At 38.2% G+C, this 21,666-nt stretch carries 16 protein-coding genes and 5 tRNA genes; 1 reads left to right on the top strand and 20 read right to left on the bottom strand.

The window, feature by feature from the left end; translation table 11 throughout:
* Positions 1-112: 112 nt before the first annotated feature.
* From rpoC to hisS, 20 genes are all read right to left on the bottom strand, one after another.
* On the bottom strand, positions 113-4,414 hold the full coding sequence (gene rpoC / locus ACFQO1_RS04490; RefSeq protein ID WP_380216770.1) for a DNA-directed RNA polymerase subunit beta': 4,302 nt from the start codon (positions 4,412-4,414) through the stop codon (positions 113-115).
* An 82-nt stretch (positions 4,415-4,496) separates the two neighbouring features.
* Positions 4,497-8,309: a DNA-directed RNA polymerase subunit beta gene (gene rpoB / locus ACFQO1_RS04485; protein WP_380216769.1), complete on the bottom strand. Its 3,813-nt coding sequence runs from the start codon at positions 8,307-8,309 to the stop codon at positions 4,497-4,499.
* A gap of 135 nt (positions 8,310-8,444) precedes the next feature.
* A complete protein-coding gene (gene rplL, locus ACFQO1_RS04480; protein ID WP_380216768.1) occupies positions 8,445-8,819 on the bottom strand; it encodes a 50S ribosomal protein L7/L12 in 375 nt (124 codons plus the stop codon).
* Between the two features lie 85 nt (positions 8,820-8,904).
* Positions 8,905-9,426 (bottom strand): 50S ribosomal protein L10, encoded by a 522-nt coding sequence (gene rplJ / locus ACFQO1_RS04475; protein ID WP_380216767.1) that lies wholly within the window; start codon positions 9,424-9,426, stop codon positions 8,905-8,907.
* A gap of 12 nt (positions 9,427-9,438) precedes the next feature.
* Positions 9,439-10,134: a 50S ribosomal protein L1 gene (rplA, locus tag ACFQO1_RS04470; RefSeq protein WP_380216766.1), complete on the bottom strand. Its 696-nt coding sequence runs from the start codon at positions 10,132-10,134 to the stop codon at positions 9,439-9,441.
* A gap of 21 nt (positions 10,135-10,155) precedes the next feature.
* On the bottom strand, positions 10,156-10,593 hold the full coding sequence (gene rplK, locus ACFQO1_RS04465) for a 50S ribosomal protein L11 (RefSeq protein WP_380216765.1): 438 nt from the start codon (positions 10,591-10,593) through the stop codon (positions 10,156-10,158).
* Between the two features lie 71 nt (positions 10,594-10,664).
* On the bottom strand, positions 10,665-11,219 hold the full coding sequence (gene nusG, locus ACFQO1_RS04460) for a transcription termination/antitermination protein NusG (protein WP_380216764.1): 555 nt from the start codon (positions 11,217-11,219) through the stop codon (positions 10,665-10,667).
* A gap of 2 nt (positions 11,220-11,221) precedes the next feature.
* Positions 11,222-11,452 carry a preprotein translocase subunit SecE gene (gene secE / locus ACFQO1_RS04455; protein ID WP_380216763.1) on the bottom strand — a complete coding sequence of 77 codons (231 nt, stop codon included), beginning with the start codon at positions 11,450-11,452 and terminating at the stop codon, positions 11,222-11,224.
* Between the two features lie 5 nt (positions 11,453-11,457).
* Positions 11,458-11,530 (bottom strand) — tRNA-Trp (locus tag ACFQO1_RS04450).
* Between the two features lie 100 nt (positions 11,531-11,630).
* Positions 11,631-12,818, bottom strand: a complete 1,188-nt coding sequence (tuf, locus tag ACFQO1_RS04445) for an elongation factor Tu (RefSeq protein ID WP_380216762.1) — start codon at positions 12,816-12,818, stop codon at positions 11,631-11,633.
* 56 nt (positions 12,819-12,874) lie between these two features.
* Positions 12,875-12,946: transfer RNA gene (locus tag ACFQO1_RS04440), tRNA-Thr, on the bottom strand.
* A gap of 119 nt (positions 12,947-13,065) precedes the next feature.
* Positions 13,066-13,138, bottom strand: a tRNA-Gly gene (locus ACFQO1_RS04435).
* 253 nt (positions 13,139-13,391) lie between these two features.
* A tRNA-Tyr gene (locus tag ACFQO1_RS04430) sits at positions 13,392-13,473 on the bottom strand.
* A gap of 64 nt (positions 13,474-13,537) precedes the next feature.
* Positions 13,538-13,611: transfer RNA gene (locus ACFQO1_RS04425), tRNA-Thr, on the bottom strand.
* Positions 13,612-13,760: 149 nt separating this feature from the next.
* A complete protein-coding gene (locus ACFQO1_RS04420) occupies positions 13,761-14,648 on the bottom strand; it encodes a tyrosine-type recombinase/integrase (protein WP_380216761.1) in 888 nt (295 codons plus the stop codon).
* 109 nt (positions 14,649-14,757) lie between these two features.
* The gene (gene rpsU, locus ACFQO1_RS04415) at positions 14,758-14,952 is read right to left on the bottom strand and encodes a 30S ribosomal protein S21 (RefSeq protein ID WP_380216760.1); all 195 of its coding nucleotides are present in this window, start codon (positions 14,950-14,952) and stop codon (positions 14,758-14,760) included.
* Between the two features lie 96 nt (positions 14,953-15,048).
* Positions 15,049-16,470 (bottom strand): carboxypeptidase-like regulatory domain-containing protein, encoded by a 1,422-nt coding sequence (locus ACFQO1_RS04410; protein ID WP_380216759.1) that lies wholly within the window; start codon positions 16,468-16,470, stop codon positions 15,049-15,051.
* A 64-nt stretch (positions 16,471-16,534) separates the two neighbouring features.
* Positions 16,535-17,692, bottom strand: coding sequence for an acyl-CoA dehydrogenase family protein (locus tag ACFQO1_RS04405; RefSeq protein ID WP_380216758.1), 1,158 nt, complete (start codon positions 17,690-17,692; stop codon positions 16,535-16,537).
* A 30-nt stretch (positions 17,693-17,722) separates the two neighbouring features.
* Positions 17,723-18,607 carry a ComEA family DNA-binding protein gene (locus ACFQO1_RS04400; RefSeq protein ID WP_380216757.1) on the bottom strand — a complete coding sequence of 295 codons (885 nt, stop codon included), beginning with the start codon at positions 18,605-18,607 and terminating at the stop codon, positions 17,723-17,725.
* Positions 18,608-18,799: 192 nt separating this feature from the next.
* Positions 18,800-20,170 carry a histidine--tRNA ligase gene (hisS, locus tag ACFQO1_RS04395; RefSeq protein WP_380216756.1) on the bottom strand — a complete coding sequence of 457 codons (1,371 nt, stop codon included), beginning with the start codon at positions 20,168-20,170 and terminating at the stop codon, positions 18,800-18,802.
* 189 nt (positions 20,171-20,359) lie between these two features.
* Here hisS and ACFQO1_RS04390 point away from each other — a divergent pair, with 189 nt between their 5' ends.
* Entirely contained in the window at positions 20,360-21,601 is a 1,242-nt protein-coding gene (locus tag ACFQO1_RS04390) for an ABC transporter permease (RefSeq protein WP_380216755.1), read from the top strand.
* Positions 21,602-21,666 lie beyond the last annotated feature (65 nt).

The raw sequence follows: 21,666 nt of genomic DNA, 5'->3' as shown, positions 1-21,666 counted from the left end.
TTTATTTGATCTTCCACAAAGGTGGAAGTCTATTAATTATTAGTCCAATTGATTAAAAAAAATCCCATAACAAATGTCACGGGATTTTTACTATTTATAAAAGTGGTACAACTTAGTTATAATTTACTTCTTGTGTTTCCGTAGTCATTTTTTCAAATTCCTCTTTAGAACCTACAATAATAGTATCATATGCTCTCATCCCTGTACCGGCTGGGATCTTGTGACCTACAATTACATTCTCCTTAAGGCCTTCTAATGTATCCACTTTACCTGCTACCGCAGCTTCATTTAATACTTTAGTAGTCTCTTGGAAGGATGCAGCAGAGATAAATGACTTTGTTTGTAACGAAGCTCTCGTAATCCCCTGTAAAATAGGAGTTGCTGTTGCATTTACAGCATCACGTGCTTCAACCAATGTCTTGTCTGCTCTTCGCAAGATAGAATTCTCATCACGTAACTCACGAGACGAAATAATCTGTCCTTCTTTTAAATTTTCAGAATCTCCAGCATTATCAACTACCTTCATTCCGAAGATTTTATCGTTTTCTTCAATAAAATCAGCTTTATGTACTAATTGATTCTCAAGGAACGTAGTATCTCCACTATCTACAATACGTACTTTACGCATCATCTGGCGAACCACTACCTCAAAGTGCTTATCATTAATTTTTACCCCTTGTAAACGATATACTTCCTGAACTTCATTTACCAAGTACTGTTGTACAGCAGAAGGCCCTTTGATTCGAAGAATATCTTCGGGTGTAATAGAACCATCAGATAATGGCATTCCTGCCCGCACATAATCATTCTCCTGTACCAGAATTTGATTACTCAGTTTTACCAAATACTTCTTGATTTCTCCCAGTTTCGATTCGATAATAATCTCACGGTTACCACGCTTGATTTTTCCGAAGGAAACAACACCATCAATCTCACTAACAACTGCAGGATTAGATGGATTACGCGCTTCAAATAGCTCTGTTACACGTGGAAGACCTCCTGTAATATCCCCTGCTTTAGCAGATTTACGAGGTATTTTTACTAACACTTTACCAATCTTAATCTTATCGCCTTCATCTACCATTAAGTGTGCTCCTACAGGTAAATTGTACGAACGTATCACTTCGTCTTTCTTTCCTAAAATCTGAAGGGTTGGTATCTTCTTCTTATCTCTTGATTCGGTAATTACTTTTTCTTGGAAACCGGTTTGTTCATCAATTTCTACCGAATAGGTAACTCCCTGTTCAATATTCTCATATTTAATTTTTCCAGCAAATTCAGAAATAATTACACCGTTATATGGATCCCACTGACAAACAACATCTCCTTTTTTCAGTTTCTCACCATCTTTTACATAGATCGTCGAACCGTAAGGTATCACGTTTGTACTTAAGTTAATACCGGTTTTCTCGTCAACGAGTTTTAATTCAGACGTACGAGAAATAACAATATCTACTTTATTTCCTTCAGAATCTTCCCCTTTTACGGTTTTAAGATCTTCAATTTCTGCTCTTCCGTTAAACTTAACTGTTAATTTATTTTCTTCGGAAATGTTCCCTGCAATACCACCCACGTGGAAGGTACGCAATGTTAACTGCGTTCCTGGCTCCCCAATAGATTGAGCTGCAACAACACCTACAGCTTCTCCTCGTTGTACCATTTTGTTGGTCGCAAGGTTTCTTCCGTAGCATTGTGAACAAATTCCTTTTTTAGCTTCACAGGTTAATGCCGAACGTACTTCGATACTTTCCAGAGGAGATGCTTCAATTTTTGCAGCAACCGCTTCAGAAATATGATCTCCTGCTTCAGCTAAGACATCTTTTGTTAAAGGGTCTATCACATCGTTCAATGATGTTCTACCTACAATTCTCGCTTTTAAGGTCTCAACAATTTCTTCGTTTTTCTTCAATGCTGAAACTTCAATCCCTCGTAAGGTTCCGCAGTCTTCAGTATTTACAATAACATCTTGAGAAACATCTACCAAACGACGGGTTAAGTATCCTGCATCTGCTGTTTTAAGAGCCGTATCTGCAAGTCCTTTACGTGCACCGTGTGTTGAGATAAAGTATTCTAAAATGGAAAGTCCTTCTTTAAAGTTAGATAGAATTGGGTTTTCAATAATTTCTCCTCCTCCACTATTAGACTTCTTAGGCTTAGCCATCAAACCACGCATTCCTGTTAACTGGCGAATCTGTTCTTTAGATCCACGAGCCCCAGAATCAAGCATCATATACACCGAGTTAAACCCTTGTTGATCCTCACGAATACGTTTCATAGACAACTCTGTCAATTCAGCATTGGTCGCCGTCCAAATATCAATTACCTGATTGTAACGTTCGTTGTTTGTAATAAGACCCATATTATAGTTTCCTACAATAGCATCTACTTGTGTGTTCGCATCATCAATCATCTGTTGTTTTTCAGCAGGGATAATAATATCTCCTAAACTGAACGACAACCCACCTTCGAATGCAAATTTATATCCTAACGTTTTGATCGCATCAAGGAACTCGGCTGTTTCAGGCACACTTGTTACCGCCAAAATACCACCAATAATATCTCTAAGCGATTTCTTAGTCAATACTTCATTGATATATCCTGCTTTTTCCGGTACATGCTGATTAAACAAAACTCTACCCAGAGTCGTTGTGATAATCTGCATTTTTAAGTTTCCGTTCTCATCAAAATCCTTCGTACGGATTTTTATTTCGGCATTCAAATCAACTTTCTTCTCGTTGTAAGCAATTACTGCTTCCTCGGCCGAGTAGAATGTTAATCCTTCTCCTTTTACTTTATAGGTATCATCAGTCTTACGAAGCTTGGTCATATAATACAGACCCAATACCATATCCTGAGATGGTACTGCCACTGGCGAACCATTTGCAGGGTTTAGGATATTGTGAGAAGCCAACATTAATAACTGAGCTTCCAGAATTGCTTCTGGCCCTAATGGAAGGTGTACCGCCATTTGATCCCCATCAAAATCGGCGTTAAATGCCGTACATACTAATGGGTGTAACTGAATTGCTTTTCCTTCAATTAATTTTGGTTGGAATGCCTGAATACCCAAACGGTGAAGTGTAGGGGCACGGTTTAGTAATACTGGATGTCCTTTAAGAACGTTTTCCAAAATATCCCAAACTACAGGTTCCTTTTTATCTATTATCTTCTTTGCAGATTTTACCGTTTTTACGATTCCTCTTTCAATCAACTTACGGATTACAAAGGGCTTGTATAGTTCTGCTGCCATATCCTTAGGGATACCACATTCGAACAACTTCAATTCTGGTCCAACAACAATTACCGAACGTGCACTATAATCTACACGCTTACCTAATAAGTTTTGACGGAAACGTCCCTGCTTACCTTTTAGCGAGTCTGAAAGTGATTTTAATGGTCTGTTACTATCCGTTTTTACTGCGGAAGATTTTCTCGTATTATCAAATAATGAATCTACCGACTCCTGAAGCATACGCTTTTCATTACGTAAAATTACTTCGGGTGCTTTAATTTCAACCAATCGCTTTAAACGATTGTTTCTAATAATCACACGACGGTATAAATCATTTAAATCTGAGGTTGCAAAACGACCTCCATCTAGTGGTACCAATGGACGTAATTCCGGCGGAATTACAGGTACTACTTTCATGATCATCCATTCTGGTCTGTTTTCACGATTCTTATTGGCATCACGAAGTGCTTCAACAACCTGAAGTCTCTTTAAAGCTTCCGTTTTACGTTGCTTCGAAGTTTCGTTATTTGCTTTGTGACGTAACTCAAATGATAATGCATTTAAGTCGATACGGTTTAATAATTCGATCAAACATTCGGCACCCATCTTAGCGATGAATTTGTTTGGATCTTCGTCATCTAAGTATAAATTTTCTTGCGGAAGACTATCAAGAATATTTAAGTATTCTTCTTCCGTAAGGAAATCCATTTTTTGCACAGGCTCTCCTTCTTCATTCTTTGCAATACCTGGCTGGATCACTACGTATCTTTCGTAATAGATAATCATATCAAGCTTCTTTGAAGGAAGCCCTAATAGATATCCAATTTTGTTTGGTAAACTTCTAAAGTACCAAATGTGCGCTACAGGAACAACAAGATTGATGTGTCCCACACGGTCACGACGTACTTTTTTCTCTGTCACCTCTACACCACATCGGTCACAAACGATTCCTTTGTAACGTATTCTTTTATATTTCCCACAAGCACACTCATAATCCTTAACCGGACCAAAGATTCGCTCACAGAATAGACCATCACGCTCTGGTTTGTGCGTACGGTAGTTTATTGTTTCAGGTTTTAAAACTTCCCCTCTGGATTCTGCCAAAATTGATTCTGGAGAAGCTAAGCCTATCGAAATTTTATTAAATTTCTTCTGTTGTTGTTCGTTATTATTTCTTGCCATAATGCTTTTTTTCAGTATTCAGTAAATAGTAGCCAGTAGCCAGTACACATTCACTGCGTACTGAATACTGATTACTGAAATTTTATTCTTCTAATCTAATGTCGAGTCCAAGACCCTTCAGTTCGTGCATCAATACGTTGAACGACTCTGGTAATCCTGGTTCTGGCATAGCTTCCCCTTTTACAATACTTTCGTATGTTTTGGCTCTACCTATAACATCATCAGATTTAACTGTCAAAATTTCTCTAAGGGTACTAGAAGCACCGTATGCTTCAAGAGCCCAAACCTCCATCTCACCAAAACGCTGACCACCAAACTGTGCTTTACCACCTAATGGTTGCTGTGTAATCAATGAGTATGGACCAATAGAACGAGCGTGCATTTTATCATCTACCATGTGTCCAAGTTTTAGCATATAAATCACACCTACAGTTGCAGGCTGATCAAAACGTTGACCTGTACCTCCATCATATAAATAGGTATGTCCGTATCTTGGAATTCCAGCTTCGTCTGTAAATTCATTGATCTGGTCTATTGTTGCACCGTCAAAAATTGGAGTCGCATATTTGCGTCCTAATTTTTGTCCAGCCCAACCAAGAACCGTTTCATAGATCTGTCCAATGTTCATACGTGAAGGTACCCCTAGCGGGTTCAACACGATATCAACAGGAGTTCCGTCTTCTAAGAAAGGCATATCTTCATCACGAACAATACGAGCAACAATACCTTTGTTACCGTGACGTCCCGCCATTTTATCCCCTACTTTTAGTTTACGTTTCTTAGCGATATATACTTTAGCAAGTTTTAAGATCCCTGAAGGTAACTCATCTCCTACCGAGATAGTAAATTTCTCACGACGTAAATTTCCTTGCAGATCATTTTCCTTAATTTTGTAGTTGTGCATTAGGTCTGCTACCAACGCATTGGTTTCATCATCTGTTGCCCAAGTTCCGCCTGTTAAGTGTGTATAGTCTTCTACAGCGTTCAACATTTTAAGCGTGTACTTTTTACCTTTAGGGAAAACAACTTCTCCAAGGTCATTCATAACGCCCTGAGCTGTTTTACCACCAATAATAGCAAATAGTTTTTCAACTAGTACATCCTTTAATGCATCAAACTTTGCATCATACTTTACTTCTAATTCTGCAATATCTTCTTTGTCTTTTGCACGCTTGCGCTTATCTTTAATCGCACGGGCAAATAACTTTTTATCGATTACTACACCTCGTAATGATGGAGACGCTTTTAAAGAAGCATCTTTTACATCACCGGCTTTATCACCAAAGATGGCGCGAAGTAATTTCTCTTCTGGTGTAGGATCGCTTTCTCCTTTTGGGGTAATCTTTCCTATTAATATATCACCAGGTTTTACTTCTGCACCAACGCGAATCATCCCATGCTCATCAAGGTCTTTTGTAGCCTCTTCTGAAACGTTAGGAATATCGTTTGTCAATTCTTCGTTACCCAACTTTGTATCTCTTACTTCAAGAGAATACTCATCGATATGTATAGACGTAAAGATATCTTCACGTACCACTTTTTCTGAAATTACAATCGCATCCTCAAAGTTGTATCCTTTCCAAGGCATGAAGGCAACCTTCATGTTTCTACCTAAGGCTAATTCACCCTTTTCTGTAGCGTATCCTTGACAAAGTACTTGTCCTTTGCTTACTCTGTCACCTTTCTGAACGATTGGCTTTAAGTTGATGGAAGTTCCCTGGTTTGTTTTTCTGAACTTTACAAGGCTATATACCTTAGAGTCACTGTCAAAACTTACCATTCGCTCTTCGTCTGTACGATCGTATTTGATACTAATTTCGTTAGCATCTACATATTCTACTACTCCGTCTCCTTCGGCATTAATCAATACTCTGGAGTCGCTAGCAACTTGTCTTTCAAGACCCGTTCCTACAATTGGAGAATCTGCGATTAATAAAGGTACCGCTTGACGCATCATGTTAGATCCCATCAAGGCACGGTTTGCGTCATCATGTTCCAAGAATGGAATTAAAGATGCCGAGATAGACGAAATCTGGTTAGGCGCAACATCGGCATAATTAACCGTAGTTGGATCCACTACAGGGAAGTCACCTTCCATACGTGCAATAACACGGTCTGTATCAATTTTTCCATCTTTACCTAACGGAATGTTTGCCTGTGCGATTAATTGTCCTTCTTCTTCTTCAGCTGAAAGATACGTCGCTTCATTTTTAAAGTCGATCTTACCATCTGTCACCTTTCTGTACGGAGTTTCAATAAACCCAAGGTTATTCACTTTTGCATATACTGAAAGGGAAGAAATCAAACCAATGTTTGGTCCTTCAGGCGTTTCAATAGGACATAACCTTCCGTAGTGCGTATAATGAACATCACGCACCTCAAATCCTGCTCTTTCACGTGATAAACCACCTGGTCCTAAAGCTGAAAGACGACGCTTATGCGTGATTTCGGCTAATGGATTGGTCTGATCCATAAACTGTGAAAGCTGATTCGTTCCGAAGAAAGAATTAATAACAGAAGATAAGGTCTTCGCGTTAATCAAATCAATAGGTGTAAATACTTCGTTATCACGAACATTCATACGCTCGCGAATCGTTCTTGCCATACGAGCAAGGCCAACGCCAAACTGAGAAGATAATTGCTCCCCTACCGTACGTACACGACGATTTGATAAGTGATCAATATCATCAATCTCTGCTTTAGAGTTGATCAACTCAATTAAGTATTTTACAATAGTTATGATATCTTCTTTGGTAAGCACCTGCTTATCCATCGCGATATCAAGACCAAGTTTTTTATTCATTCGGTAACGTCCAACCTCACCAAGGTTGTATCGCTGATCTGAGAAGAACAACTTATTGATGATTCCACGAGCAGTTTCCTCATCGGGCGGCTCAGCGTTACGTAATTGTCTGTAGATATGTTCTACCGCTTCTTTTTCAGAGTTGGTAGGATCTTTCTGTAACGTATTATGGATGATGGCATAATCTGCAAGGTGATTATCTTCTTTATGAAGAAGAATCGTCTTACTTCCAGAATCCATGATTTCTTCAATGTGTTCTTTTTCAAGCACTGTATCACGGTCTAGAACGATTTCGTTACGTTCAATAGATACAACTTCTCCTGTATCTTCATCCACAAAGTCCTCATGCCATGTTTTTAGCACACGTGCTGCCAACTTACGCCCAAGGTATTTCTTTAAACCTGTTTTAGAAGCTTTTACCTCTTCAGCAAGGTCGAAGATCTCAAGGATATCCTTATCTCTTTCAAAACCAATGGCACGGAAAAGCGTAGTTACAGGTAATTTTTTCTTTCTATCGATATAAGCGTACATAACGCTGTTAATATCGGTAGCAAATTCAATCCATGATCCTTTAAAAGGAATCACACGAGCTGAATAAAGTTTCGTTCCATTTGCATGGAATGATTGTCCAAAGAAAACACCAGGCGAACGGTGTAACTGTGATACGACAACACGTTCTGCACCATTGATACAAAAAGTACCAGAAGGTGTCATGTACGGAATAGTACCTAAATACACATCCTGAACGATGGTTTCAAAATCTTCATGTTCCGGGTCTGTACAGTATAATTTTAGACGTGCTTTTAAAGGCACACTGTACGTAAGACCACGCTCGATACACTCTAAAAGTGAATATCTTGGTGGATCTACAAAATAATCTAAAAATTCTAATACGAACTGGTTGCGTGTATCGGTAATAGGGAAATTCTCTAAGAAGGTCTTATATAACCCTTCTTGACCTCTTTCGTCTGACTTGGTTTCCAGTTGGAAAAAATCCTGAAAGGATTTAATCTGGATGTCCAAAAAGTCCGGATAATCCGGCTTATTCTGTACAGAGGAAAAATTCAATCTTTCAGTTTGCGTTGCTGACATCTATGGACGGAATTTTAATTAAAATAATTGTTGTGCGCGTATACTCAAAATTGGTAACCTTTATATACGCAAAATGGTTTAGGTCTTTTCTCGCATGAGAAAGACCTAAACCTTAAGGTTTGAAGTTAAGTGAGCTTACTTAAGCTCAACCTCTGCTCCAGCTTCTTCTAACTGTGCTTTTAAAGCTTCAGCTTCGTCTTTACTTACACCTTCCTTAATTGGAGATGGTGCATTATCAACTAATTCTTTTGCGTCTTTAAGACCTGCTCCAGTTAATTCTTTTACCAGTTTTACAACTGCTAATTTAGAACCACCTGCTGCAGTAAGAATTACATCAAATTCAGACTTTTCTTCAGCGGCTTCACCACCACCTGCACCACCAGCAGCAACAGCTACAGCTGCAGCAGCAGGCTCAATGCCGTACTCATCTTTTAATATAGTAGCTAATTCATTAACCTCTTTTACGGTTAAGTTAACTAATTGTTCTGCGAAATCTTTTAAATCTGCCATTTTCTATCGTTTTTAATAATTGTATTTATATAATTTAATTAGTGCTAATATTGAATCCTTCTAACTCCTTATGGGAGACCTAGGACTATCCTTCTCTTTCTGAAAGGGTTTTAACTAAACCTGAAAGTGTATTTCCTCCACTCTTAAGTGCAGAAATAACATTCTTAGCAGGCGATTGTAATAATCCGATGATATCTCCAACAAGTTCTTCTTTAGACTTGATGTCTACAAGCATGTCTAGCTGGTTATCACCTACGTAAATTGCTTCTTCAATGAATGCTCCTTTTAACAAAGGCTTTTCAGATTTTTTTCTGAATTCTTTGATTACTTTAGCTGGCGCATTACTTGTTTCAGAAACCATCAAAGATGTATTTCCTTTTAAAACTTCAGTTAATTCACCAAAGTCCTTATCACAATTTTCCATTGCTTTTGAAAGCAATGTGTTCTTCACTACATTTAACTTTACTCCTGCTTTAAAACAAGCACGACGTAAGTTTGAAGTAGATCCTGCATCAAGCCCAGAGATGTCTGCTAGATAAATAGTAGCATTCTCTGTTAACTGTGCAGTTAAGTTATCTATTACTTCTGATTTTTCTTGTCTAGTCATAAGTGCTTGTTTTTACTGCTCAGTAAATCTTTTTGTGTCTATTTCTACTGAAGGGCTCATCGTGCTCGACATGAAGATACTTTTAATATAGACACCTTTAGCCGCTTGAGGCTTCAGTTTTACTAGTGTAGTTAATAATTCTCTTGCGTTTCCTGCAATCTTTTCAGCATCAAAAGACGCTTTTCCAACTGCTGCATGAACGATACCATTCTTTTCAACTTTAAAGTCGATTTTACCGGCCTTCACATCTGAAACTGCTTTAGCAACATCCATTGTTACCGTACCTGTCTTTGGGTTAGGCATTAATCCACGAGGTCCTAAAACCCGTCCTAATGGTCCTAATTTACCCATAACGCTAGGCATGGTTACAATAACGTCAACATCTGTCCAACCTCCTTTAATTTTATCGAGGTACTCATCTAAACCAACGTAATCTGCTCCGGCTTCTTTAGCTTCAGCTTCCTTGTCTGGAGTAACTAATGCTAATACCTTTACATCTTTACCTGTACCGTGAGGTAAGGTAACAACACCTCTTACCATTTGGTTTGCTTTACGTGGATCCACGTTAAGACGAACCGCCAGGTCAACAGAGGCATCAAAGTTTACTTTGGTGATTTCTTTTATTAAAGCAGAAGCTTCGGCAACAGTATAGGTTCTATCCTCTACCATTACGCGAGTTTCTTTTTGCTTTTTTGTTAATCTTGCCATTTTATAGATTCTTTTTCTTGATTAAAACGGTGCAGCACCTTTAACTTTCACACCCATTGATCTTGCTGTACCAGCTACCATTTTCATAGCAGACTCTACGGTAAACGCATTTAAATCGGGCATTTTGTCTTCTGCAATTGTTCGTACTTGATCCCAAGAGATAGTTGCTACCTTTTTGATGTGCGGCTCTCCAGACCCTTTTTTGGTCTTTGCAGCCTCAAGAATTTGTACCGCAGCAGGAGGTGTTTTAATAACAAAGTCAAAAGACTTGTCTTTATACACCGTAATCTGAACTGGTAATACTTTTCCTTGCTTATCTTGAGTTCTAGCATTAAACTGCTTACAAAACTCCATGATGTTTACACCGGCAGCACCTAAAGCTGGTCCAACTGGTGGAGACGGGTTAGCCGCTCCTCCACGAACTTGCAACTTTACTACTTTACCTACTTCTTTTGCCATTTTCTAAAATTTAATGCGGTTTTTTCTTGAGTGGAAGCCTAAGAAACAACCTATTATATAGCGTGTAACAATTATACTTTTTCAACTTGCATATAGCTTAGTTCTAATGGGGTTTTTCTTCCGAAAATTTTCACCATTACCTCCAGCTTACGCTTTTCTTCGTTAATCTTTTCTACTGTACCATTGAAGCCATTAAAAGGACCATCAATTACTTTTACAGTTTCTCCTATGATATAAGGAATGTTAATATTATCATCTTTTACAGAAAGCTCATCTACCTTACCTAACATTCTGTTTACTTCAGATTGTCTTAGTGGCACAGGATCTCCTCCTTTGGTTTCACCAAGGAAACCAATAACTCCATTAACAGATTTTATAATGTGTGGTATTTCTCCAGCTAAACTCGCTTGAATCATAATATATCCAGGAAAGAAAACACGCTCTTTGTTCACTTTCTTTCCGTTGCGAATCTGTATTACCTTTTCAGTAGGAACCAGGATTTGTTCAATATAATCCTCAAGATTTAAGCGCGTGATCTCAGATTCGATATACGCCTTAATCTTGTTTTCCTGCCCACTTACTGAACGGACAACATACCACTTTTTTGTACTTTTTGTTTCAGTCATGATTACGACTTAATCCATTTAAAATATTGCTCTATAATACCACTAAAAACAGTATCTACTCCCCAAACCGCTAATGCAAGAAGAACAGAAAACACAGCCACAATTACAGTTAACCTTTGCGCTTCTGGCCAAGGAGTCCATGTAACATGGTTTTTTAATTCGTTATAGGATTCTTTTATATAGTTTACCATTTGTACTGGTGTTTTATTTTTTTCTGAAGAAAACTTCTTCAATCTTGCACGGGTTGAGAGACTCGAACTCCCGACACCTGGTTTTGGAGACCAGTGCTCTACCAACTGAGCTAAACCCGTAATTGGGAATAAATTGCTCACAATGGAGCTACACCCGTAATAAAAGTCAAGGCGTTACGCTAAATAGCGCAACACCTTAACCTTATATCTATAAACTTAATTAGTCTAAAATTTCAGTCACCTGACCTGCACCAACTGTTCTACCTCCTTCACGGATTGCAAAACGAAGCCCGATGTTCATAGCGATTGGCTGGATAAGATCAACAGTAATTGTTAAGTTATCTCCAGGCATTACCATTTCAACACCATCTGGCAAGTTAATGTTTCCAGTTACGTCGGTTGTACGTACGTAAAACTGTGGACGATAGTTATTATGGAATGGAGTGTGACGTCCACCTTCTTCTTTTTTAAGAACGTACACCTCAGCTTTAAATTTAGCGTGAGGAGTTACAGAACCAGGCTTAGTGATTACCATACCTCTAGAGATTTGAGTTTTCTCAATACCTCTTAAAAGAATACCAGCGTTATCTCCAGCTTCACCTCTATCAAGGATCTGACGGAACATTTCAATACCAGTAATTGTAGAAGTCAATTTCTGAGCTCCCATACCAATAATTTCTACTGGGTCTCCAGTGTTTGCAATACCAGTCTCAATACGACCTGTTGCAACCGTACCACGTCCAGTAATAGAGAATACATCTTCGATTGGCATTAGGAAAGGCTTGTCAACTTCACGTGTTGGCTCTTCGATCCAGTTATCAACAGCTTCCATCAATTCTAAAACTGTATCAACCCACTTTTGCTCACCATTCAATGCTCCAAGTGCAGAACCAGCAATTACAGGTCCGTTATCTCCATCATACTCGTAGAAAGAAAGTAAATCTCTAATTTCCATCTCTACTAATTCAAGTAATTCTTCATCATCAACCATATCCACTTTATTCATGAATACAACAATACGAGGAATTCCTACCTGACGTCCAAGAAGGATGTGCTCACGTGTTTGTGGCATAGGACCATCTGTAGCAGCAACTACAAGAATAGCACCGTCCATTTGCGCAGCACCAGTAACCATGTTCTTTACGTAATCTGCGTGACCTGGACAGTCAACGTGTGCGTAGTGACGATTTGCAGTCTGGTATTCTACGTGTGAAGAGTTAATTGTAATACCTCTTTCTTTTTCTTCAGGAGCGTTATCGATTTGATCGAATGATCTAGCCTCTGAATAACCAGCATCAGCCATACATTTAGTAATAGCTGCTGTTAATGTTGTTTTACCGTGATCTACGTGTCCAATAGTACCAACATTTAAGTGTGGTTTCGAACGATCATATGTTGCTTTTGCCATTTTGTATTAATTTAATCTTAGTTATATAATAGTGTTAATCGTAATCTTTATTATTGAGCCAATGACGAGAATTGAACTCGTGACCTCTTCCTTACCAAGGAAACGCTCTACCCCTGAGCTACACCGGCGATTTTAAATGCAGGTTTCAAGTTTAAGGTTTTACTATTAAACTAAACTCAAACAGAGTTTTCGCCCAAGCTACTTCTATAACTTTGACGAGATACCCGTTTACGCGGGTATAAAATTGAGCGGGAGACCAGGTTCGAACTGGCGACATTCAGCTTGGAAGGCTGACGCTCTACCAACTGAGCTACTCCCGCTTATATTACTTTCAAAATTTCAAATTTTAAGGGTTGTTCCCTTAAAAATGCGTGCAAAGATACTGATTTAAAAGCTTTAAATCAAATTTAAAACAGCAATACTTTACTGTAAAGATTACTTCGCATTTACCAGGTGATCCTGGATTGGCGACCCAATCTTATTATTCAGTATCCTTTTCAAGAGGACCCTGAACAAACATTTTCTCGTGTCTTTACAAAAGCGAACTTTTGATATTTACTTAAAAAATGTTTGTGGGGAGAGCAGGATTCGAACCTGCGAAGACGTAGTCAGCAGATTTACAGTCTGCCCTCGTTGGCCGCTTGAGTATCTCCCCAAATGAAATTCAAAATTTCAATACCTCTTTTTACAGAGAACCTTGACTTTTCAAGGATTTTTAGAGCCGATGGAGGGACTCGAACCCACGACCTGCTGATTACAAATCAGCTGCTCTAGCCAGCTGAGCTACATCGGCTTTTCAACCCCTTTTTACACTGAAAATTTCCGCATAAAAAAGTCCGCTATTTCTAACGGACTGCAAATGTAGAGAATTTTTATTTTCTACAAAACAAATTTAAAAAAAAATGCAATAAAATTTCACTTTTTTTTCTGCTTCAAAAGGAGCTATAAATTTCTAGGGTGTGTGTTTCCGTAGACCTCTTTTAATTTTGCTATATTATTGTGGGTATATACCTGTGTGGAAGCCAGACTTGAATGCCCCAACAACTCTTTTACCGCATTGATGTCTGCACCTTCATTTAAAAGGTGGGTTGCAAAAGAATGCCTTAAAATATGAGGACTTCTTTTTATCTTTTCAGAAGCTATACTAAAATAACTATTGATTACCCTATACACGAGCGTCTCGTATATTTTAACTCCTTTTGAAGACAATAAAACATATTCTGGAGACTCAATCTTTTTTAAAGCAGAGCGCTCATTTATATATTCTTGATAGGTTTTTAGAACAGGTTTGAGTAACGGAATAATTCGCTCTTTGTTTCGCTTACCCAACACCTTTACCGTTTGCTGCGCAAGATCAATATCACTCAGTTTTAAGTTAACGAGTTCTGCACGTCGCATACCGGTCGCATAAAAAAGTTCTACAATCAATTTATTCCGAATGGCTTCAAAACCTTCAGTTTCGTGTAACAGCTCAATTACTTGTGCAATTTCTTTTTCTGAAAAAGGCACCTGCAATTTTTTGCTCGTCTTAAGAGATTTGTGTTTTGCCAACGGATTGACCTCAATTTGCTTCGTTTTCAGTAAGAATTTATAGTACGTTTTTAAAGAAGAAACTTTTCGGTTAACACTTCGGTTTGAAATACCTTCATCGACCAACGAAACAATCCAACTGCGAATAATACTATAATTAATTTCCGTAAGATTCAAAACGTCATAATCCTCTTTGGCAAAAGCAGCAAAATTTTCTAAATCCCTTTTATACGCCACAATAGTATGGGGAGAATATTTTTTCTCCAAGCTAAGGTAGTCTGTAAAAGCGATTAATGACATAGGTATGGTAACGCCTAAAAATACAATAATAATCTATAAAAAAAACCGCTAGATTTCTCTAACGGTTTTGTATAAATTAATAGGACTGAGATATCCACCTTCGTGGATACTAGATTTCTTCAGCGTCTCTAAGTCCTTGAATGTATTGTGCTTTTTGGATTTGCGCTCTGCGTGCTACAGATGGCTTAGTGAAAGCCTGTCTAGCTCTTAGCTGACGCATTGTTCCTGTACGATCAAATTTACGCTTAAATCTCTTTAGCGCTCTATCGATATTTTCTCCGTCTTTAACTGGTATAATTAACATAGTACGTAACCTCCTCTCTTTTGGACTGCAAAGATAAAAAATAGTTTTCAGTTAATTGTGGTTAGTTGTGAATTTTTTAGAAAAAACTTAAAATACTTATTGCTGAAACAACGAAGCTCTTTTACTTAGATCACGAATCAATTGTTCTTCTTCTTCACTCTCTAACAACACATTATAGCTTTCCCAGAATTCTTTATTATAAGGTCTCGGCTCAAAGATATTGTCATTCCAGTTTTTGTTGAGCGCTGCGGAAATTACAACAGGATCCTGAATGATCTCTGTAAATACGATCTCCTGAATCGTAAAATAAAACTGTTCGTCTTTTTCTTCTTGTGTCTGGTCTTTTGGTCGGTCTGAAGAACGGTCTCCAATATTTACCAGCTTTGGCGTTTCATAATAGATGTAACTTGGATACATCTTGCCCTCAAATTCTTTGTATGTGATGATCAACTTGTGATTTAACTGTGTTCCAAACAAACTTTTACTACGCCTTTTTTGTGCTTCGGAAGCAGCCACTAATTCATATTCTAACTTTTTAATAGCAAAATTATCCCAGTAAATATAGATCCAGCCTTGAGCTTCAAAACCTTCATTAAAAATGCCAGGAGTATTAAGCCCTACAAAATCTGAACTTTTTGAAATCTTTATTTTATACAATTTACGGTCGTTGTCCACTAAGATCGTATCTAACGAAAACTGATGTTTTTCCAGCATGTTCTTTCCGAAGAGCGCCGAAGTCCTGTTTGAATTCCGGACGAGATTTAATTTACCGTTAAATAAATTATCTAGTCCGTTGGTACGTTCATCATTCCATTTAATTGCCTTCACCAAAGAGCTTTTTTGAATCGTATCTCTTCGAAGTTGCCTGCTTTTTAAATCCAGATTTCGTTTGTTCTTTAAATACGAATAATAGGTAAACACACTGTCTACATCACGTAAATCATAGCTCTTTCGGTTTTCGTCCACGCTTATTTTTACATCGTTACTCTTTCCGTAGGCATAGCTAGAATCGTATAAGGTAATGGCACTTTCAATAAGCCATTTGTATTCATTCTTGTTTTTTTCTTTGTGTCGTAAAAATGCTTTCTGAATATACGCGCTGTCTGGAGCATTTCGTTCCAACCTTTCAAGTGCTCGTAGCACAATATCATTTCCTGTTTTAGGACGCGTATCTGCTACGATTAATATTTCGTCTAGTGAAGCAACATCTTCTTCCAAGTAAAGGTCCTGAGAAAAATCATAATCCTGAATTGCAGTCTTAAAACTTTTATAGCCAATAGATGAAATCACTAATGTATCATTTACATAGCGTTGCGGAATCTTAAGCGCGTACTTTCCGTCGGTATTACTCACCGTACCTACCGTAGAATTTTGAATGTAGATATTAGCACCAACGACTGGTTCAAATGTTGCAAAGTCTACAATTTTTCCTGTTATTTCAGTTTGTGCAACAGCCGTTAAGCTACCTACACTTATAAGAAATGCAAATAGTAATTTTATAACACTCGATTTTGACATAATATGTATTTTAATGTATCGCGTATGGATAGCATATAAGATGCCACATTTTCAGAATACTAACCTACGTCGCGGGCTTGTAGTTTTTACCATCAATCACCATCTTTGAGATAATTTCTCTTAATATCTCACTGGTTCCTCCGCCTATAGGTCCTAAACGACTATCCCGTAAGTTTCGTGCCATTGGATATTCTTCCATATAACCGTAACCACCTAAAAACTGAACACACTCATAGGCTACCTCATCGGCTACCTTCGTAGAAATAAGTTTTGACATGGTCGCTTCTTTTACGACATATTCTCCATCGTTAAGGCGTTTTGTAGTTACATAGTTAAACGTTTTACACACCTCAATTTCTGAAGCTAATTGTGCAACTCTATGTCTTAAAGCTTGAAATTTTGAAATCGATTTACCAAAGGCAATCCGATCTTTCATATATTGTATAGTGTACTCGAGCGCCCACTCACTTCGGGCATGAGCATTAATACCCATGATAAGACGTTCTAAAGCAAAATGCTGCATTATGTAGGGAAAGCCCATATTTTCTTCTCCCATCAAATTTTCAGCAGGAATTTCAACATCATCAAATGCTATTTCTCCAGTATCACTGGCCCTCCAGCCCAACTTATCCAGTTTGGTTGCAGACACTCCTTTGGCGTCTCTATCGATTACAAAAATGCTAATTCCTTTATTCCCCAACTCAGGAGCTGTCTTTGCAGCCACAATTAGATAGTCGCTATAGACACCGTTGGTAATAAACGTTTTTGAACCGTTAATAATATAGCTATCGCCTTTTTTTACAGCGGTAGTTCGCATTCCGCTTACATCACTTCCGCCAAAAGGTTCTGTAACACAAAGACAGCCTATCATTTCTCCCGTAATACTCGGAGCCAGATATTTTTTCTTTTGTGCATCGTTCCCTTCCTTATTAAGGTGTGTCATTGCCAAATACGCATGTGCCCACATCGCGGCTGCAAATCCGCCAGAATTGACACGTTGTAATTCTTCCAAAAAGATCACGGTGTAAAAAAGATCCAGATCCATCCCACCATAGGCTTCAGGGTAGTTAATCCCAAAGTATCCCATCTCCCCAAATTTCTCCCATATAAACCGTTCTATATGACCTGTCTCTTCCCATTTTTCAATGTGTGGAGCAACTTCCTTTTCAAGAAAATCTCTAAAACTCTTTCTAAAAAAATCGTGTTCTTCGGTAAAATACATAGGCTTAACTGTGCTTGGGATTATGGTTTGTCAAAGTGACAAATATAATTGAATTACCTCTAATTTAGAAGCCGTAAGCCCTTCTATTTTTTCTAATTCTGAAAAGTCGTGAATACGTTCCCGCAACTTTCGGAATTCCCAGATTTCCTTTGCCAGTTCAAATGAGATTCCTGGCACCGTTGCAATATCTGAAGCAGAAGCGGTGTTAATATTGATTTTATTGATCTTTTTTGGAGTCTTGACGGTAAACCAATTCAACGTTCGCTGTATGACATCGGGTCGCAATCCATACACATTTTGCAATTGCACATCATTACTAAAACCTCCGAGTTTGTCACGATAGGAAACAATACGCTTACTCAACGCTTCTCCTATGCCACTAACTTGCTGTAATTCTTCTTCTGTAGCTATATTCAGATCTATTTTTTCTGAAAAGGACTTCTCTTTGTCAAAATCAGTATAGCTATTCTTAATGTAGTTTGTTTTGGGTTTCGGATTCGTCACCCAATCTGGAAATTTAAATAGCGGACTAATTACCGCCAATACCGAATCTGAAACACCTGTGACTTTCTGAAAATCGGCAACCGAATTGATCCATTGGTCTTTGTCCCGAAACGCTTTCAGTCGATCAAATTCTGAAGGAGTCATTCCCAGGGTATAGGCTTTATGATCTGTAATGAAATTTGGATTAAACGGAAAGCGCTTCGGCTTCCGTTCTTCTATCGCTACCTTTTTTAACGAGTCTATTTCTTTCTGAAGGGTCACCACTTCTACTGAAGCAATATCGAGTGTTGCATTTTTTCCGAAGTCAACAAAATAATACGCACTAAGGCTTCCAGCTAATAGTACAATCCACAAGACAATCTCGGTACGTTGCTGTTTGTTAAATTGAAAAAAAGACTTCAGCTTACTCATTCTATAAAGATAGTAAACTTAATGCTAAGTACTTAGAAAAAAAATAATGATTCACGTCATTTCTAAATGAAAAGCTACGCTTTGATTGAGAAACCGTAAGGTTCGGCGTAGTCAAATCTCAGAATTTAATTTAAATACCTGTATGTGTGATTTCTCGTCGGGCTTTGCCCTCTGTCGAAATGACAAAAGTGTTTATGAAAGTCTAGAAACCAACTCCTCAAAACCAAGCGATTCCTGGTCTCCGGTTTTCATATTTTTAAGGGTAAATTTTTGGGATGTCATTTCACTGTCACCTGCCAATATCACAAACGGAATGTCACGCTTATCTGCATGTCCCATCTGTTTTCCCATTTTGGTATTGTCAGGATATAATTCGGCTGTAATTTGTTGAGCACGCAGTTTTTTAATCGCTTGCATGGCGTATAAGGATTCGGTATCGCCAAAATTGATAAAAAGCACCTTTGTCTTTGCTGAAACGGTTTCAGGGAATAACCCTAATTCTTCCAATACCAAATAAATTCTATCCAATCCGAAAGAGATTCCCACGCCGCTCATGTTTTTAAGTCCAAAGATTCCAGTAAGATCATCATAACGACCGCCACCGCCAATGCTTCCCATTGAAACTCCTTCTGGAGCCGCAACTTCAAAAATAGCACCAGTGTAGTAATTTAATCCGCGTGCTAAAGTCACGTCAATTTGTAAGCTTGCTGTTTGTAAGCCTAGAGTTTTGATATGGTTTGTAATAAAGGAAAGTTCTTCCACGCCTTGCAATCCAGTTTCGGAAGTTGCTAAAAGATTTTTTAGACTTTCTAATTGCGCTTCGGCTGTTCCTTTTAAGGAGAATAATGGCTGTAATTTTTGGATAGCACTTTCAGAAATACCTTTTGAAAGCATTTCGGTTTTAACTCCCTCTTCTCCTATCTTGTCAAGTTTATCAAGTGCCACAGTAAAATCTATAAGCTTGTCTTCGGCACCAATCGTTTTGGCAATCCCACTTAAAATTTTCCGGTTGTTGATCTTGATGGTGACTCCGTCAAGCTTCAAGGCAGTAAACACGGCATCGTATAGTTGCACAAATTCCACTTCCTGCCAAAGCGACGTACTTCCTACGACATCGGCATCACATTGGAAAAACTCTCTAAAACGCCCTTTTTGAGGCCTGTCTGCTCTCCACACAGGCTGAATTTGATAGCGTTTAAACGGAAACTCAATCTCATTTTGGTGTTGCACTACGTAGCGTGCAAAAGGAACTGTTAAGTCGTATCGAAGTGCTTTCTCTGAAATCTTAGGTGTTATCTTTCCGCTGTCCTTTTCTGTGTATAAAACGTCATCCACTTTCCGAAGAAAATCTCCACTATTTAAAATTTTAAAAATAAGACGGTCGCCTTCCTCTCCATATTTTCCCATGAGCGTATCGCTATTCTCAAAAGAAGGAGTTTCGATAGGCTGAAATCCGTACAATGTAAAATTCTCACGAATAGTATCCATGATATAGTTGCGTTTTACAACTTCGGCAGGAGAAAAATCACGAGTTCCTTTTGGGATAGAAGGTTTTTTTGACAAAATAAATAGACGTTAGGTTTCTTACTTAAATTTTATAAATTTCCAATTGGTATGCAAATATCTGTATTTTGTATGAAAGGGACTGCCCCATGAATAGACTTTACGGAAGTTTTTTTCAGAAATAATTAAACTCATAATTTTGTAACATATCCAACCAAGCATAGTCTAACGATAAACACCACTCAAAAAATGTTTAAACTTTTCCGTGAGAACGTACGTATTGCCTTAGACTCGATTAAAAGTCAGCTGCTTAGAACCATCCTAACCGTAATCATCATCGGTATTGGGATCTGGGCGCTGGTTGGAATTTTAAGTGCTGTAAAGGCTTTGGAAACCAACATCGCCGGAAATTTTGCTTCAATGGGTGCCAATACGTTTAGTTTACAACGCTATGAGTTTAATACCCAATCAAGGGGTCGTGGAGAACGGGAAAAGATCAATCCTATTATTAGCTACGATAATATACGTGAGTTTAAGGATACGTATGAGTTTCCGTTTACACAAACTTCTATTTCATTTACAGGAACAACCACTGCCGAAGTAAAGTTTGAAAGTGAAAAAACAGACCCTGAAGTTCAAGTGTACGGCGTAAACGAACATTATCTGGACAATAACGGAACCAAGGTTGATGATGGAAGGAATTTTACCTACTTTGATATTGAAAATAACAATAAAGTGTGCTTGATTGGCTCCGACTTTCTAAAAAGTTTGTTTAAAAATGACAATCCTATAGGCGCTACGATTAGCATTCGAGGATCCAAATTTAAGGTAATCGGAGTGCTAGAGTCAAAAGGTTCCACTTTTGGAAATAATCAGGATCTAAAGGTGTTAATACCCATACAAGTGGCCCGAGGTATTTTTACCCAACCTAACATCAACTACAACATAAGCGTTAAAGTTGACGATAAAGAGCAAATGCAGGCTGCGCAAGATGAAGCGATTATCACTTTCAGAAATATTAGACGGTTAAATCCTGTGGAAGAAAATGACTTCGGAATAGTACGTAGTGATGATTTGATCAATCAGATCGCCCAAATCAGCGGATTTCTACAAGCGGCCGCTTGGATCATTAGTATTATAACAATTTTAGGATCTTCGATTGCATTGATGAATATTATGTTGGTGTCTGTTTCTGAAAGAACTCGGGAAATTGGAGTACGAAAAGCATTGGGAGCGAAACGCTCTACCATTTCAACCCAGTTTTTTATAGAAACTGTAGTTATTGGTCAGTTTGGAAGTGTCTTGGGAATTATCCTCGGAATACTCACAGGATTTGCTTTTGCAAAGTTGTTCGATTTTGAATTCTCACTACCGTGGTCGGCAATGATCTGGGCAACCATTATAACCTTTATTGTCGCGGTAATTGCAGGTTCTTATCCGGCAACCAAAGCAGCAAAGCTCGATCCTATTGAAAGTTTGAGATACGAGTAAATCTGTTGTCTGTTGACGGTTGTCTGTTGTCTGTTGTCAGATTTAAATTTCAATTGATTTTACAT

Origin of the sequence: Jejudonia soesokkakensis (assembly GCF_042664795.1) — a bacterium.
In the GTDB taxonomy this organism is placed as follows: Bacteria; Bacteroidota; Bacteroidia; order Flavobacteriales; family Flavobacteriaceae; genus Jejudonia; species Jejudonia soesokkakensis.
This window is presented reverse-complemented; position numbering and strand designations above follow the sequence as displayed.